The sequence below is a fragment of the Paenactinomyces guangxiensis genome, from assembly GCF_016055185.1.
GTDB classification, from domain to species: Bacteria; Bacillota; Bacilli; order Thermoactinomycetales; family Thermoactinomycetaceae; genus Paenactinomyces; species Paenactinomyces guangxiensis.
In genome coordinates this window covers 201,876-218,632 of the sequence record NZ_JAECVR010000002.1, presented here as the reverse complement: position 1 = coordinate 218,632, position 16,757 = coordinate 201,876, and the positions used below count along the sequence as shown (strand labels likewise).

Below are 16,757 nucleotides of genomic sequence, written 5' to 3'. Positions count from 1 at the left end.
TCCCAATTATAGTAAGTCTATTGTGCAAAAATTGTACTCTGTAATAGATTGAAGAGGCAGACAGAAACAGATTGTGAGATTCTAAACAAATCAATACACCGTTCTGGCACACAAGAAGAAAGCCATCCACAATGTTCCCGTGGATGGCAAACGGAATTTCATGATATTTCCAAGCCTGTTCACCCGTGTGGTTAAAAAAAGGTCATATCATCTGCCATATTAGAACCATCTTTGGCTTCATGAGTAACACGTTGATCTTTGTGCCTGGCCTCCTGCATTCCATAACGAAAGCGGGGTCCACTCTCTCCTGAACAATGGATCGTAAGCCCTTTTTCACGGCACATCTCTCTTTATCACCGGCTGAACAGAAACAGGATGAATCACTTTAGTGGAAACCCCGATCACAAATAAACAGCTTGCTGCTAATAGAACTCCATCAAGGATCAGCGGTATACCCCAGTTCCCTGTACTGTCACGAAGAACCCCGGCAACAACGGGAGATAGAACCGCCCCGATTTCTGAAATAAAATTATACATTCCAAACGCTGCTCTCCCATCGACGCAGTGAACTACATTAACATGTTTCTGGTTAGCGCGGAAAACGATACAAAAACCTTTCATGTTTCATCCGATGCTTTTTGAATGCGCCTTCAAATCATTTAAGAGAAAGGATATTGACGCGGTTCATTTTGAACGGAAATCCATCTTATGGTAAATTCCTCCAGAGACCATTTGCCTCCAAACCTGCCCAATCCCGAATTTTTCTCCCCTCCGAAAGCGATATGCGGTTCATCGTTTACACTTTGATCATTGACATGAATCATTCCGGTTTGAATTTGCTTAGCGACACGAATCCCTCTTTCAATCGTTCCGGCGAAAACCGATCCGCTCAGCCCGTAAGGGGTAGCATTTGCCGCTTCAATGGCCTCTTTTTCACTGTCCACCGGAATGATAACGGCAACTGGCCCAAAAATTTCGCTCTGTGCAATGGTCATGTTATTTGTGGCGTCGATGAGAATGAATGGTTCCATCAAATTGTCCCTTACATTTCCTTTAAAAATCAGCCTGGCTCCTTCTTGCACGCTCTTTTCGATTAAGTTCAGGATTCGGTCTACTTGTTTTCTGTTGATCAGCGGGCCAATCATCGTATCCGGTTCCAGGATTCCCCGTTTTAATTTTAGAAACCTTTTCCTTAAATACATCAACAAACGGTTGATAGATTTTGCGGTCTATAATGATTCTGTTGACAGACATACAAATTTGACCCTGATGAATAAATTTTCCGAAAGCTGCGGCAGAAGCTGCTTGTTCAACATTTGCGTCATCGAGAACAACAAATGCGCTATTGCCTCCCAGCTCGAGAGCGGCTTTTTTAAGATTTTGAGCGGCAACCGTTGCTATATGCCGGCCGGCAGCGGTTGATCCGGTGAATGAAATCATTCTCGGAATCGGGTGTTCCAAAAAATAGTCTCCGATTTCATTCAGATCGTAGACAATAACATTCAACAATCCGGCAGGGATTCCGGCTTCCTGAAACACCTCGGCAATAATGATCCCGCCAGCGATAAATGTTTGTGAGTCAGGTTTTAGTACAACGCCGTTTCCTGCCGCAAGTGCCGCTGTCACGGAACGCATAGCCAGATGGAGCGGAACATTCCAGGGGGGCAATCACACCCACAACACCTAATGGAATACGATAAACCCGATTTTCTTTACCCGGTATAATTGAAGGCAGAAGGTCTCCACGCATGCGCAAGGGATAAGTTGCCGTTTCCTTCATAAACTGGATAGCGCTATTTACTTCAAAGTTCGCTTTAACAAAAGAACTCTCCGTCTCCTCTATGATAGGCTGATGACTTCCTCTTTACGATTTTCCAGGATTTGTGCCGCCTTTTCGATGGTTGCCGATTTATCGAAAGCAGGCACATTTTCCCATACCTTCTGCGCGTTCTTAGCAGCCCTGTATGCTTCATCCACATCATTCTTATTTGCCAATTGCATTTCCACCAGGAGTTCGCCATTATATGGATTCTGATTGATACAGCTGGAACTGCTCGATCCTTTCCTCCAAACCCCGTTAATAAAAAATTTGTTCTATTCTGAAAATTTCACGGCTCTAAAAACCTCCTTTATCATTTCATGAATCATACAATCTTGATGGTAATCCCGGCCATTGATGTGAGCAGGAACGCGCGGGACGATTCATTCTCCTGGTGGTTTTACCTGGAATGCAATTGTGGCTCCCCGAATTAAAAGATGCAAAATATCAAAATTTACACATTTCCCATGCTTCCTGATATTTATAGTAAAACAAGAACGTTCACCATACAACACCATAGTTCTTCTATGCGCAACTGTGATGATGTTTTTATAATATAATTGCAATAATTGATACTGTTCTTTTTATTTTGAATTTACGGCAGGATGGAAATGTCTATCAGAGAAGATCGATGTTCCTATATAAGCAACAAATAGAAGGAGCACTTGATTTTGGCATATAGAACTTGAGGATCACAGACTCCAAGAAGCACCTGTCATTTATACTTCTCCTCGCTCCTAAAAGAAAAACGGCTCGCATTTTCAGCGACCCGCTGTGAAGTATGTTTTCATCTTTTACTTTTCCTGCTCAAAGGCATTAGAGTCCCTGTACGTACTTTAACATGGAGATAATGACCCATGTACATACAGCCATGGATAGGGTATTGCCAATAAATCCATGGTAGTGTTTTGGCAAGATACGTATTATGCATTGCGCAAACGGCGGTCCTGCTAATGCACCGAGCAAAGCACCTGCAATAATACTGGTCATCGAGCCATTAAAAGTCAGCACAACTGCTGGTGCCACGCTGACCAAGGGCACAAAGGTAGGATACCACCCCAGTTTCTTCCACAAGTCATAGTACAGGAAAATCCCGATGGCTGCAGTCAGTATTTGGCTGAGGAGAATGGCTGGAAAAACACCGGACCCATAGGCAGGGTTCAGTGGATTCAACACCCAACTCAAAATTGCACCGAGAATCAATCCAATAGACGCAAGTTCATTCGCGTAGAAAGGTGCTTCCGTGAAGTCAGCCAGTACACGACGGACAAACCACATTGAACCAAGATCCTTTTTCAGTTGCCCTGTTTCAGGTGTCTCAATTGTCGTGGCAATTTCTTGTTGTGTTATTTCTGAATTCCCGCCGTTGTCTGCTGATGATTCTATCGGAGTAACTTGTCCAGGACTCATCCACGGCAAATAACGACAGATTTCAAAAACCAGTATAGCTCCCAGCCACATCCCTGTAACGTTCCCGATCACGGATGGGTACCCTAAAGGGTTCAAGATCTTCTCAATAAGAAACCAGGAAATTGGGAAGGTGAATAGACCCCCGAGGATTCCTCCGGTTACTGCGGTCTTCCATCCCCGTCCGTAGATAAGTACCACCCCGGCTGGAACACTTACAAAGGGAACGAATGTCGGAACCCATCCATGTGAAAGTTGTCCACCGTACAGAAAGACGGAAACAAACAAGCCTACCATGGATGCAAAAAAGATCCACAGCCATAGCCCTGTTCCGTAAGCAATGGGGAATCCTGCCCATCTCAAACGCCATCGATCCAGGACATGGGCGATCAATGCAAATGTCAACAGACCTATACCTGCGAACACACTCTTATAAAATTGTGCTTCCGTGGTGTCTCCAATCAGCCATAGCAAACGCCATTGCACGTTCGACACCGCTTGCTTCTGTAAGGTGTCGTAGTCAAAGAGTATGGGATGGGCCAGTAGCTTCGTCTGTAAGCTGACCATCATCATATACAGGGCAAACCCTGTGATAACAACAATAAGAAATCCGGGTAAGATGCGTATACGCGATTTCATACGACCCCCCCTATTAAGTTAACGAGGCAGTTTTTTTCCGAGCTGATATCCCAGCATCTCGTTATACAAGTCGGTGCGCCTGTCCCGGATCAAATCATTGAGTTCGTTCCAAATGGGTGCCTGCCGTGAGGAAACAAGGTTAATGTCCGCGTACAGGATCGTCTCCTCTTCCGGACTTGCCGGACCCGTAATCGGCCAACCATTATTTCCGGCAATTAAGCTGCACCCCAAAAACTTTCCTCCCCGTTCTTCGCCGACACGGTTGGCTGCAGCGATAAACAAGTTGTTGGAATGTGCGGCCGTCATGGTCAGATAGCTCGCCATGCACTTACCTGTCTCATCAAACAACGGGGGTGGCGTCCATACCCAGTTGTTGCATGAACAGATGATATCGGCCCCCTGCATGCTCAGTATCCTTGCAACCTCCGGGAACCAAATATCCCAACAAATCAGCAAGCCGATGCGACCCATCTTCGTTTCGAAGACCGGAAACCCAGTGTCCCCCGGTGTAAAGAACAACTTTTCCTTATACCACAAATGCGCCTTTCGATACTTACCGATATACCCTTCTGGACCAATCAGAACGGCGGAGTCATACAAGTAATTACCGTCTAGTTCAGTAATGCCTGCGACGAGATAGACATTTCTTTCGTTTGCTATAGCAACCCAGGTTTCTACCGTCTTGCCGTTGGGAACTGGTTCTGCGTGAGCAAATGCTTCTTCTCGTGTCTGGAAGCTATAGCCCGTGTTGCATAGTTCAGGGAGTACAATGAGTTTGGCTCCATTTGAAGCCGCTTGGTTGATGTAGTCAAGCGTCATTTGTACGTTTTTCGCTTTGTTCTCCAGACCTACTTGCGGGTCCATCTGGACAACGGCTACTTTGACGGGACTTTCATGCATTTGTTCACTCATTATTCTGACCTCCTAATACCAGATAGTACTACTTTGTTCGATTGTTTCCCCAAAAAATACGGGGGCGGTCGGGATGGTGGGCCTTCTGCAAGTTCTTAAAAAGCGCTTTGCGAGACCAGAGACCGGAGCGACCCTGGAGAGACCTGTACTCTGTGAGTGCAAAGGCGAATCTGTTACGCCATTCCCAACCAATTTCCCGGATGGGTCACTAGTTTCTTGTTTCAACAAGAGGACAATCCCTTTAAAATAACACTCTTGTTAAAATCCCTTAAATACGGGATGGTTCGGCGTTGCCTGGCAACCAGATTCAAATCAACCTCAGAGACAATCATCTCATCTTCCCGAGTCGCTTCAGCCAGTACCAGACCCTGCGGATTGACTATGCGGCTCATCCCGCCAAACGTCGTTTCCCCTTTTTCGGTACCCGTCCGATTGGAAGCAATGACATAAAGGCCGTTTTCCAGTGCCCTGGAACGTGTAGCCACGTCCCATGCATAAAGGCGGGCTTTTCCAAAAGCAGATGGAAAAACCACTATATCCGCGCCGTTTAACGCCAGAATTCGAGTTCCTTCAGGGAATCCGACTTCATAACAGATCTGCACGCCGACCCGGGCAAACCCCAGATTAAAAACGGGAAAATCTTCTCCTTTTGTAAATCGTGTATTCTCCGCATCCCACAGGTGAATTTTCCTGTAGGTACCGACAAGCCCGCCCGGCCCCACAACTACAGCTGTGTCATATACAAGTCCGGCGGTGTTGCCATTCTCCAGCACACAGCCGACTGCGTAAATCCCGTTCTCTCTGCACAGTTCACCCATCCAGTCTGTGGTGGGACCCGGAATCGTTTCCGCCAGATCCATATCATATTCTTCCACACGATATCCGGTATTGAATAGTTCCGGCAGGACAATCAATTTTGCGCCTTGTCCCACGGCTTCTTCAATCAATCCCTTCGCTTTTTTTAGATTCTCCGTTTTGTTTCCGGGAACGCAATTCATTTGAACAGCCGCAACTTTTAACTTACTGGACATATCTCACCTTCTTTCTGAAACGTTCTCATTTATTTAAACAAGCAAGTATTGTGCCAACAAAGTAAAGGCGGGTAAATTCCCGCCCCAAAATACGAATTTTCAAGATAAATATGAATCTAAAAGAAAGCGTTTTTATGCATCGATGCATATTCATTCTATTAAGCCGGTGCATTATCAAGCTCATAAGCTAATAGAATCATTCGATGATGACACGTGTTATGTTTTTTTGCATAACCACTATGCATAAATGCAAAATTCGTCAGCGGATTCCCAGTCTGGTTATTTTTCTGCTGACAGTGGACTGATTGACTCCCAACACTTCCGCTATTCTGGTTGTTGTTCCGTACCTTTCCTTTGCCATGGCCAAAAGTTGACGTTCCACCAACTCTTTCGCCTGATCCAGAGGCATAATCGTTGATACGCTAATACCATTTGAATTATTTTGTGCATGGAACAGGGTCTCTGGCAAATGGCGGGGTTCTATGATTTGTTGTTCGGCAATCACAACCACTCTTTCAATGATGTTTTGCAATTCCCGGACATTGCCCGGCCATTTATAGGCTTGCAATTTTTCCAGGGCTTCCGGGGAAAACATTTTGTTTCTATTGTATTCCCTGTTAAATTTGTCAATAAAATGGAGGGCCAACGGCAGAATATCCTCTCTTCGTTCCCGCAGAGGCGGAATCTGAATTGGAACCACATTCAGCCGATAATAGAGATCTTCACGAAAAGCGCGTTTTTGCACTTCTTCCTTCAAATCGCGATTGGTTGCAGCTATAATTCGCACGTTCACCCGAACCGGTTTCGTTCCACCCAGACGAACTAATTCTTTCTCCTGCAGGACCCGCAATAATTTAACCTGTAACCGCAAAGGAATTTCGCCGATCTCATCCAAAAACAGAGTGCCCTCGTTCGCCACTTCGAACAGACCCCGTTTTCCGTCCTTTGAAGCACCGGTAAAAGCCCCTTTTTCATAACCGAACAGTTCCGATTCAAGCAAATTCTCCGGTATCGCACCACAATTTACTTTAATAAAAGGATTTTCCTTTCTCTGGCTTTTTTGGTGAATGAAGGAAGCGATCACCTCTTTCCCCACGCCGGACTCTCCGAGTATCAAAACGGTGGAATCTACCTCCGCCACTTTACCGGCCAGCGTGACCAGATTCCTCATCTGTTCACTTTTAAAAATAAGCCGATCATTCTTCCATGCACTCTGTTTCAACTGTTCCAGTTCCTGCTTGTATCCCTGCATGATGGATTTGGCCGCTTCCAATTCCGCTTGAAGCCGGCTTTCCTGGGTAATATCACGGGAAGTATTGATGACGCGGATAATATTACCCTTTTCGTCCTTAATGGGGATTCCCACCACCATCAGCCTTTTACCGGTTTTGGTAGTCTGGATGGTCTGAACTTTATCTTTTTTTTCCAGTACCAGGCGGGTAATGGATGGTTTAAAGACTCCTTGTTTTTCCAATTCATAGACAGTTTTTCCTACCAGTTCTTCCGGCTTATATCCCCAGAGTCTCTCCGATGCCGAACTGACTCGCAAAGTCATGCCCTCGCCATCAGAGACATAAATTACATCATAACTCAAATCAAACACCGCTTTTAAATCCTGTGCCAGACTGGTATAAGCTTCAAGATTCATGACAATTTTTTCAATTTCTTCCGCTTCCCAGCAGACTTGGATTGCGCCAATGGATGTTCCATCTTTCAAGATATTCGTTTGGGTATAAATCCCCCTTTTGTTATCGGTCAACCGGATAACCGTCTTTTTTTCTCGATCGGAAAGTAATCGTTCCAGTGAAGATTCTTTATCAATCTCATGAATTCTCTTACCTATGATCTGATTTTTCGCCATCCCCCGTGCCTGTATTTCCTGTTCGTTGACAAAGCAGATCAGGGAATTGCCATCAATCACGGTAACGCGATGGGGAAGAGAAAAAAGTACTGTTTCGTAAAACTCTTTCTTCGTTTTGTAAAAATGGCAGAGAAATCGATACAAAGATTCACGTTCGATCCACCCCAATATATTTCTATACGGATCTGTAAAAATCCATACAGAATACCTGTCCCACTCAGCATCTTCCTCAAGCATCTGCAAGGATGCGATCCCAACGGGAATCATTTCACCTGGCCGGCCTTCCCAAACCGCCCCGATTATCGCGTCCTTTGCATCGCGAAGCAAAATCAGTCCGTATTCTGAGTATCTCGAGAAGTCTGGGTTTTGGTTCCATTCGGCCTCCGAAATAATTGCATAATTATGCTTTAGAACGGTAGAAATGGTCATAACCCACCTCGATTTATTTAAAAGTTCAACTTTACTTTTTTTATTTCCAATTATACTTGTATTATATTGCATTTACAAGAATTGTTATGCAAAAATGCATAATAGCACCTTGATCCCGTGATCCATTTTTCCAGAGTCCGTTTCAAAACTTCGATCTCCTTACCGTAAAGGAACCAAAAGGACCGTCGGGGCGCTTTTCCCTGACGGTCTTTCTGTAAAGAGCCTGTTGCATTGGAAATTGTTTAAATCTAATCCTGACTTTGATCCCTACGAATCGGGCTAATAGACTACATCCCGTATACTCCCATCATCGCTGCATGTCCATGGGCCGGTGTGAGAAATTAGCCATGTTCAAAATAGCTTACAAACACCTGCCCCAACGAGGTTCCAGATTGCTGTTGAAATCAAAAACCAAAATGTTGTTTACCGTCTCCATAAACATGAATAGTCCCTCACTGCATTTAGCAGGGGACTTATTTGGCAGACTCTTTTTTAGCTTACTATCTGCAAATTACTTCGGCTGTGACTTTTTTCTTTCAGTATCAAATCCGGTTACCGTCACGGGCAAGTCCAAACTCTGACTACCCTGGCACCATGAGTCTCTTGCCACGGACAACAAAATAATAACGGTTTATTTAGCTCCCTTCAGGATAAACTCATAGTTATGCTTTAAAACCTCACAACTTATCCGCACATTTTCCACAGCGCTTACCAGCATAAAATGTGAATTCCCAACGTCAAAGTCCCTGATCGCCCCCCTTTTTCTCAATACCTCCTCCATTTTCTCCAACTCTCTGATAATCCCCGTCTGGTAACAGTCGTACCTGCTGAATGTACCGGAAACAACGGCTCCAGATTCTGTTTTCACCCTTACCTTTTTAAAACATTTATACCTTAGATAAGGAGGATTGACGATCTCCTCAGCCACATGAAACAAGGTATTCGCCTGTAACCCGGCTCCTATAAACAACGAATACCCTTGAAGTTCCAATACTTTGTAATACGGGGAACCAATCCCGCACGGGGTCGGATGGTGGCCGACCGTGATGAACAAACTCTCAGGGCCAAATGCTGCGATGGAGGAAAAGGGATGGATGGATCGGGCTACACCGGGCATTTTTCTAAACGTTTCCGAAATAACTCCGCAATCGGAAGGCGTTTCATTCACATCAAAAAAAGGAGCTTTTTCATCTATACTGCTAAATGAAAGGGTGGGGATGACTAAATTCCCATGGTCGCCAATCACACCAAGCAAGGAGAGCCCAGCCAGTCGATATCCAATCCCCATTTCTCCCGTAAAAAAACATTAAAGGCGCTGTTGTAAGACAGGATTCCCTTTGCAATCAGAGACGAAATGACCCCTGAAGCCAGGTATGGGAGAAAAAAACCTACTAAATACAAACCCCTGAATTTCGGTAGACTGTTGACGATCACCGCTACAAGCATCGACAACCCAAGAGAGATTGGAATAAAGAGGGCCATAAATTTAAAGGTGTTGATAAATGCGGCAAACACATCAGGTCTCTTCATCGCTTTCATAAAATTTTTCAATCCCATGAAGTCATATTCGGGAGAGATGAGATTCCAGTTCGTACAAGCGAGATAGACGGATGAAACCAGAGGAACCAGAAAAAAGATGACCGCGTAGATCAAGTAGGGGCTGGAAAAAAACCATCCTAAACCGTTTGTTCTTTTATCGCTCATTCTACAAGCTCCTTCTCAATCTCTTCTTTCATATCAGCCCAGGCCTGCTCAGCACTTTTTTGCCCTTTTACTACCTTGTTGAACGCTTCCTGTCCAATGATGGTTTGGATGTTGTTGTATTTGGCGTTTGCCATGGCGGGGACTCCGTAAGGGACCGCTCCCGCATAAGCTTTCAGTGCAGGATTTTTTTCAAAATATGGTTGGAAGGTCTTATTGGACAGCAAATCATCCCGCGCCGCGGGCAAACTGGTCATTTCCATCAAAGCCAGATCATGTTTTGGATCTTGATAGACCCAGTTGAGAAATCGGATCGCTGCTCTTTTTTCGGCTTCTGGTTTTTGGGAAAAGAGGACAATGCCTTTGGAATCGGCAAATGTTCTGGGATGATCCACTTTCATATTGTCCGGAACTGGCGGGGGAGCCAGTACAAAGGTTTTGTTTAACTTCATTTCCGGAAACTTTTCCATCCAGTAACTGAACGTCCATGGACCCAGATCCGCGAAAATCCCGACCCCGGATTCAAAGGGATCCTTCACCTGTTTCGCCAGCAATCCGTTTTCCCTGTGCAGGTCCAGCATGAGCTGAAACACTTTCTTGCCGGCCTCTTTGTCCCCCACAAACCGGTTTCCCTGAACAAAGTCGTTCCCATTTGAGGCAGCATCGTAAAGCATAAAAAAATCAAACCATCTCTTCCATGACGTCGGGTCCGCCAGATCGGCTTTGGCCCATATAAATTTGTTCGGATATCTGGCTTTCAGCTTTTTAGCTGCATCGATCATTTCACTGTATGTTCTGGGCGGTTGATCGTATCCAATCTCCCGCAGAATGTCAATTCTCCATCCAAATAACATGGCATTGGAATAAACCGGAATGACATACTGGTTACCGTCCGGAAATCTCCAGGCATCCATGGTTTTATCCATGTTTCGTGTTTGCATCACCCTGAGGTCCTTTAACCTGTTGATCGGCTCCAGCACTTTACTTTCTGCCAGTTGCGCCGCAAAGCCCCGTGTGATGTTCTCGGCAATGGTAGGTCCTTTTTTGCCAATCAATGAAGAGATCACGTATGCCTCAGAAGAAGGTGTTTCTCTCATCGGGGTGACAATGACGCGAATATCAGGATTCTCTTTTTCGAATTGGCGGGCCATTTGCTCCCAGTATTTTTGTTGTGGAGGGTTGGGGGCCGTCCAAAATTCGATGGTTGTTACCCCTTTTTGCGATTTGGCGGTTTCTTCGTTTGCTCCGCATCCCGTTAAGAGAGACAGAGAAATAACCAGCACCAGAAAGACAATACCCATTTTTCTCATTCTCATTTCTTCCCCTCCTACAAATGGTATGATAATGATGTTTTTATATATGTGGAACTAAAGAACGATCAAAAAGGTGTTGTTGGCGATGAACGTCCTTCGCATGGAAACAGTTTCCAACATATAAATAAATTGAAACGGTATGAGATTTACGGTTCCGTCTCTCATTTTTAACTGACAGACAACCACTTCTTTCTTAGTTTTCTCACACTACCTTTTATCGAAAAAAATAACCAAAAATAACTTTACAAAAATAATTGAAAGTGCTTTCAATAACGTTACCATCTAAACCAATAAATCGTCAATCATTTTTTTGATAAGAACTTTCCACACAAAAAACGCTTGCACTGATTGGTGATAACCCGCTGGCCACTGAAATCGGCAAATCACACCGGACTCATTAGAACCGCTTGAAAAACCTGTTTCCACCTATAAATCAAAACACGACAAGACTTTACAACATCATGACAAATGTATTATTGTAAAGTTACAAATATAAAAATAAAGTTCCCTTTAACCCTTTTTGAATACGCCCGAGAAAGGTATGAGTTCCGATGGTGAATAAAAAAAGAATCACCATGCAAGACATCGCGAACAAGCTGAATATATCGAAAAATGCCGTTTCACAAGCCCTGACCGGAAAGCCGGGAGTGAGTGAAGCTACCCGTAAATTGATTTTCCAGGTTGCAGAAGAATTGGGATATCATTACCCGTCCAAAAAAAGAACCCGGCTAAACGGATACAAAAATATTGGCTTAATCGCTTCTGATTATGCCTTTTCGCAAAAGAGCTTTTTCGGGGAAATCTATCTCAGCATTGAAAAAGAGATTTTAAAAAGAGGGATGAATCTGGTCATCCAATCAATCGACGAGGCAGCAAAAGAACAGCTCCTTCTGCCATCGTTTATTGAAAATAACCAGATGGACGGATTACTCATTCTTTCGCATATCAATACAGAATATATTCAAAAGGTGATATCAACTGAGATTCCTACGGTATTGATCGATCATCATCACCCTGCCATCCGGGCCGATTGCATCCTGACGAACAATCGGTTCGGCGCCTATACATCGGTCCAGCATTTGATCGGTCTCAACCACAAAGAAATCGGTTTTGTGGGCAACATCTCCTTCTCCCCCAGTTATCAAGAACGTCTTGAGGGGTATAATATGGCACTGAGTGATCATGGAATCAACGCGAATGAAGATTTTATTCTAAAAAATGCGAGAGAAGAGGAAGATTTCCTTTACAACTGGCTCGAACAGATTCCCGGGCAGCCCACTGCCTGGTTCTGTGTAAACGACGGACTGGGATTCCTGATGAAAACCTGTCTTCAGAAGATGGGAAAAAAGATTCCGCAGGATGTTTCCATCTGCAGTTTTGACAATGGCCAACTCTCCAGGATGGCCCAAATCACCAGCATGGACATCGATTTGCAATATTATGGAAAAAAAGCAGTCGAACAATTATGCTGGAGAATGGAAAATAGAAATGAGCCTTTCATCGAAATTTTGTTGCCTTCCGAGTTGATTAAAAGAGAATCCACTTCTGTCTTGCAAAAAAGAACATATGAGGAGAATAAAAATGGATTGGAAAAAGAAATATACGGATTGGATTAACTACCCGTTTCTGGATGAAGAAATGAAACAAGCTTTAGTCCGGTTGAAGACAGATGAAAAAACACTGGAAGATTGTTTTTATAAAAATTTGGAATTTGGTACAGGCGGGATGCGGGGAGAGATCGGACCCGGTACCAATCGCATAAACCTTTATACCGTTCGCAAAGCCACGGAAGGATTGGCCCGTTATATCGAGAATCATGGACAGGAAGCGATCAAGCGCGGGATTGTGATTGCTTATGACTCGCGTCACAAATCTCAGGAATTTGCGCTGGAAGTGGCACGTACGTTAGGATGTCATGGGATTCCATCTTATCTTTTCGATGATCTGCGACCGACCCCTGAACTTTCTTTCGCAGTTCGGTATTTAAAAGCATTTGGCGGCGTAGTTTTGACAGCGAGTCACAATCCGCCGGAATACAACGGTTACAAAGTATATGGAGAAGATGGCGGACAATTGATTCCTCGCGAAGCAGACGCTTTAATCCAATTTGTAAACAGCGTGGAGAATGAGTTGGCCATTCCTGTTGCCGATACCCAGACATTAAAGGAAAACGGCCTTTTAAAAATCGTCGGCAGTGAAATCGACCGGGTCTATCTTGAAAAACAGAAGACCATTATCATTCATCCCGAAATTATAGAACAAAACAGGCAAAATCTGAGGATTGTCTTTACACCCCTGCACGGGACATCGAATAAACTGATCAGACAGGGTTTAAAAGAAATCGGCTTTACAAATGTGACCGTTGTAAACGAGCAGGAATTGCCCGATCCCAACTTTTCCACTGTTTCTTCCCCCAATCCTGAGGAACATGCCGCTTTTGAATATGCGATCCGGTATGGGGAGGAAATGAAGGCGGATTTGCTGCTTGCTACAGACCCTGATGCGGATCGCCTTGGCGTAGCGGTGAAAAACAACGAAGGAAAATACGTGGTCCTGACCGGAAACCAAACGGGGGCCTTAATGCTTCACTATCTCCTTTCGCAAAAAAAGAATAAGAATGTCCTGCCCGAAAACGGAGTCATCGTGAAAACGATCGTCACTTCAGAATTGGGACGGGCAATCGCACAAGATTATGGGGTCCATACGGTAGATACATTGACGGGATTCAAATTCATCGGGGAAAAAATAAAACAATATGAACAAACAAAAGAATATCGTTTTCTATTTGGTTACGAGGAAAGCTACGGTTACCTGATTGGCGATTTTGTACGTGACAAAGATGCCGTGCAAGCCGCGTTGTTCATCTGCGAGGTAGCTGCTTATCACAAATCCCGGGGCAAATCGTTGTATCAAGCATTGACTGAACTGTTTGATCAGTACGGAACCTTTTTGGAAGACCTGATCACCATCACCCTAAAAGGAAAGGAGGGTGCGGTGCTTACCCAGAGCATCATGCATTTTTTCAGAACCCATGTGATGGACAAACTAGCCGGGATGAAAGTGCTGGCGGTTGAAGACTACTTACATCGCCAACGATTGTACTTACAAACAGCAAAAAAGGAACCGATCGCCCTCCCCCCTTCCAATGTAATCAAATATCACCTTGAAAACGGAGCCTGGTTTTGTCTCAGGCCTTCGGGAACCGAACCAAAAATAAAGTTTTACTTCGGGGTTCAAGAATCCTCCTGGCAAAAAAGCCAGGCAAAGTTGCGAATTCTAAAGGAAGCGGTCATAAACCTCTGGAAACAAACCCCTGCTTCTGAAAATTTTTGATACTGTGGAAGTGAATGGGGCCGAACCAAAACCCTATTCTGCCAATCCAGTAGCAAGCCGTCGTTGAAAGAGGATACCTCCGCTAATTTATATGTTTAAATCCAAAGGGACCAACCGGCTGATTCCTCTGGTTGGTCCCTTTGGATCTTTCGCTGCTTTCGATGCCAAAGACCGTGATTATGTGGGGGTTTATCCTTTTGCCCTGTATAAAAACTTTTTGGAAGCCTCTAAGACACTTGATGTAAATAAAAAAGAAGATTCGATGGCGGCAAGTATGGAAGGCAAACGTTCCATTTTTACCCCGCCGATTGGTTTAAAGATGAGAACGATACAATTTTAAAACCCAAACAAATAGCTTGAGACTCCTTGAATGTCTTCGCTTTGATTTCATAGCAATTGACCCATATAATACAAAATGGACCCATTCTAAAAATGAATGGGCCCTTTTTCTTGCATTTAACTTCTAGGTAACAGCATCACTACCACTCCAACTAGACAAACACTGGCGCCTACCCAATCATATAAATCTGGAGTTTTTTTATCGATCCCCCATCCCCAGAGAACCGAAAGTAGAATGAATACCCCTCCATACGCTGCATACACACGACCGAAGGAAGGAAATGATTGAAAGGTTGCGATGATTCCATAAAGAAATAATGATAACCCTCCTGCAACCCCCAAATACCAAGACTTTCCTTCTCGTAACCAAAGCCAGACGAGATATCCTCCACCAATTTCAGCGATTCCAGCGAGTAAAAACCAAATAAGTACCATGATGAAAACTCCTTTAAGTCTGGGCATGAAATGCTGTATCTAGGGCTTCCTTTAATAATTCCTTTACTTCTTCAAAACCTGACAAGTGTAACCAAACTGGACGATGTATTCTACGCGTAATTCAAAATTTAAATGGACGCCATAAGCGTTCCACTGAGATCAATTCAGCAAGCTTGATGATCATAGAAGATTTTGTTTATAACAAATCGCGTATCCGTTGGGGAGTTCATCTATCTCCTGTCGACAATTTGACATCTCTTCTAGAAGTTGCTGGCATTTTTCCCTTTATTCCACGGTCACAGAGGAGCCCAAAACTTATAGACTACTTTATTCCAGCAGTTATCCAATGTCGTCTCCCGTTTTTAACAGACGTAACCCGCCGTTCCTTCTAATGAATGCCCTGATTATAAATCTCTGTAATCCCGGGCAGATCCTGCTCTGTTGCTTTCCGAATGATCCAGTTTTGTTCCAACGGTTTCTGCCTCCCTGTGATATCGATGTTGGAGTTCGTCTCGAAACAACTTCATCGTTGTATAGTTAATGGCATAGAAATTCCATTTCCCTACTTTGGTTTCATAGAGAAGACCAGCATTTTTCAATTCTCTCAGATGATAAGACACTTTGGATTGTGCCATATTCATTTGCTCCTGAATATCACAAACACAGACACCACCAGAACAACAGGTAACAGGAGGTGAAGCACCTAGTTGATCATACCCGGCTTGAATAAGATCGAGAATTTTAATGCGAATCGGATCACTCAGGGCCTTGGCGATTTGAGCGAATTTTTCTGTAGATAAGGACATCGCGCCCACCTCCTTACTTCTTACTGATTATGAGCAGCAATCGGTTTCTGTTTGCTTCGGTTCACCGGCCGATTCATTGGATTTCTCTTCGGCGTCTGCTAACACTGTAAACACTTCCCAACGATGCCATCCGGGGTGGTGACCCAAATTTTATCTTGTCTGGCATAGCAGCAAGTAGTATTCATTTCGTCGAAAGTAGCCAGCCCTTTTTTTTGAAGACGTTCTTTGGCGACCAATACATCTTCCGTGGATTTCACTTGAATCCCCAAATGATTCAGCCCGCCACTTACTTCTCCGCCTTCATTTAAAGTAAAATTCAAGGCTGGTTGTTCCAGATCAAACTTAGCATATCCAGGGCGAACTTTCACCGGCTCGGCGCCAAACAATTGCGTATAGAAAACAACAGATTTGTTTAAGTCTTTCACATTAATCGCTACATGGGGTTTTAATACCATCGTTTTCACTCTCCTGTTATTTTATATCAACTTTACTTGATTTGATATACATCAATTTTTTTTGATTTATCAATACATACATCAAAAAAATTCGATATTTTATTTTTGTTTATTGAATATCCTTAAAGGTACGTTCCACACTGTGGATTAGACAATATTGACTTTCAATATGTTGGTGATCCTGATACTCGATTTGGCTATTTAGCTATCTGGTGTAAAAGCTGTTTATACGGAATTACTGTATTTAAACAGGAAGCTCCACCAGATGGTGATGGGA

13 protein-coding genes and 2 pseudogenes are annotated in these 16,757 nt (G+C 44.0%); 3 read left to right on the top strand and 12 right to left on the bottom strand.

Annotation, left to right across the window (positions count from 1 at the left end):
* Window positions 1–333: 333 nt before the first annotated feature.
* From I8U27_RS04220 to I8U27_RS04180, 9 genes and pseudogenes are all read right to left on the bottom strand, one after another.
* On the bottom strand, window positions 334–537 hold the full coding sequence (locus I8U27_RS04220; protein WP_181750755.1) for a hypothetical protein: 204 nt from the start codon (window positions 535–537) through the stop codon (window positions 334–336).
* Window positions 538–659: 122 nt separating this feature from the next.
* Window positions 660–2,082, bottom strand: a pseudogene (locus I8U27_RS04215) (aldehyde dehydrogenase family protein).
* A 553-nt stretch (window positions 2,083–2,635) separates the two neighbouring features.
* Window positions 2,636–3,865 (bottom strand): hypothetical protein, encoded by a 1,230-nt coding sequence (locus tag I8U27_RS04210; RefSeq protein ID WP_181750754.1) that lies wholly within the window; start codon window positions 3,863–3,865, stop codon window positions 2,636–2,638.
* A gap of 18 nt (window positions 3,866–3,883) precedes the next feature.
* Window positions 3,884–4,777 carry a nitrilase family protein gene (locus tag I8U27_RS04205; protein ID WP_181750753.1) on the bottom strand — a complete coding sequence of 298 codons (894 nt, stop codon included), beginning with the start codon at window positions 4,775–4,777 and terminating at the stop codon, window positions 3,884–3,886.
* Window positions 4,778–4,998: 221 nt separating this feature from the next.
* Window positions 4,999–5,808: a carbon-nitrogen hydrolase family protein gene (locus tag I8U27_RS04200; protein ID WP_181750752.1), complete on the bottom strand. Its 810-nt coding sequence runs from the start codon at window positions 5,806–5,808 to the stop codon at window positions 4,999–5,001.
* Between the two features lie 259 nt (window positions 5,809–6,067).
* Complete coding sequence (locus I8U27_RS04195; protein ID WP_181750751.1) at window positions 6,068–8,098, bottom strand: sigma 54-interacting transcriptional regulator; 2,031 nt, start codon at window positions 8,096–8,098, stop codon at window positions 6,068–6,070.
* Between the two features lie 631 nt (window positions 8,099–8,729).
* Window positions 8,730–9,386 carry an AAC(3) family N-acetyltransferase gene (locus I8U27_RS04190; RefSeq protein ID WP_181750750.1) on the bottom strand — a complete coding sequence of 219 codons (657 nt, stop codon included), beginning with the start codon at window positions 9,384–9,386 and terminating at the stop codon, window positions 8,730–8,732.
* Window positions 9,353–9,802, bottom strand: a pseudogene (locus I8U27_RS04185) (carbohydrate ABC transporter permease); the annotation flags it as partial. The gene I8U27_RS04190 and the pseudogene I8U27_RS04185, both read right to left, overlap by 34 nt.
* On the bottom strand, window positions 9,799–11,115 hold the full coding sequence (locus I8U27_RS04180; RefSeq protein ID WP_181750748.1) for an extracellular solute-binding protein: 1,317 nt from the start codon (window positions 11,113–11,115) through the stop codon (window positions 9,799–9,801). The gene I8U27_RS04180 and the pseudogene I8U27_RS04185, both read right to left, overlap by 4 nt.
* Window positions 11,116–11,687: 572 nt before the next feature.
* On the opposite strand from I8U27_RS04180, the gene I8U27_RS04175 reads away from it, so the two are divergent.
* The 3 genes from I8U27_RS04175 to I8U27_RS04165 all read left to right on the top strand — a co-directional run bounded on the left by I8U27_RS04175 (window position 11,688) and on the right by I8U27_RS04165 (window position 14,785).
* Window positions 11,688–12,728 carry a LacI family DNA-binding transcriptional regulator gene (locus tag I8U27_RS04175; RefSeq protein WP_181750820.1) on the top strand — a complete coding sequence of 347 codons (1,041 nt, stop codon included), beginning with the start codon at window positions 11,688–11,690 and terminating at the stop codon, window positions 12,726–12,728.
* Window positions 12,694–14,445 carry a phospho-sugar mutase gene (locus I8U27_RS04170; RefSeq protein ID WP_181750747.1) on the top strand — a complete coding sequence of 584 codons (1,752 nt, stop codon included), beginning with the start codon at window positions 12,694–12,696 and terminating at the stop codon, window positions 14,443–14,445. Before I8U27_RS04175 ends, I8U27_RS04170 begins: the two co-directional genes overlap by 35 nt.
* Window positions 14,446–14,536: 91 nt before the next feature.
* Entirely contained in the window at window positions 14,537–14,785 is a 249-nt protein-coding gene (locus tag I8U27_RS04165) for a hypothetical protein (protein WP_181750746.1), read from the top strand.
* A 116-nt stretch (window positions 14,786–14,901) separates the two neighbouring features.
* Here I8U27_RS04165 and I8U27_RS04160 read toward each other — a convergent pair whose 3' ends face one another.
* From I8U27_RS04160 to I8U27_RS04150, 3 genes are all read right to left on the bottom strand, one after another.
* Window positions 14,902–15,219, bottom strand: coding sequence for a YnfA family protein (locus tag I8U27_RS04160; protein WP_181750745.1), 318 nt, complete (start codon window positions 15,217–15,219; stop codon window positions 14,902–14,904).
* 404 nt (window positions 15,220–15,623) lie between these two features.
* Window positions 15,624–16,025 (bottom strand): ArsR/SmtB family transcription factor, encoded by a 402-nt coding sequence (locus I8U27_RS04155; RefSeq protein ID WP_181750744.1) that lies wholly within the window; start codon window positions 16,023–16,025, stop codon window positions 15,624–15,626.
* A 98-nt stretch (window positions 16,026–16,123) separates the two neighbouring features.
* Window positions 16,124–16,480 (bottom strand): ArsI/CadI family heavy metal resistance metalloenzyme, encoded by a 357-nt coding sequence (locus I8U27_RS04150; RefSeq protein ID WP_232345237.1) that lies wholly within the window; start codon window positions 16,478–16,480, stop codon window positions 16,124–16,126.
* Window positions 16,481–16,757: the final 277 nt, after the last annotated feature.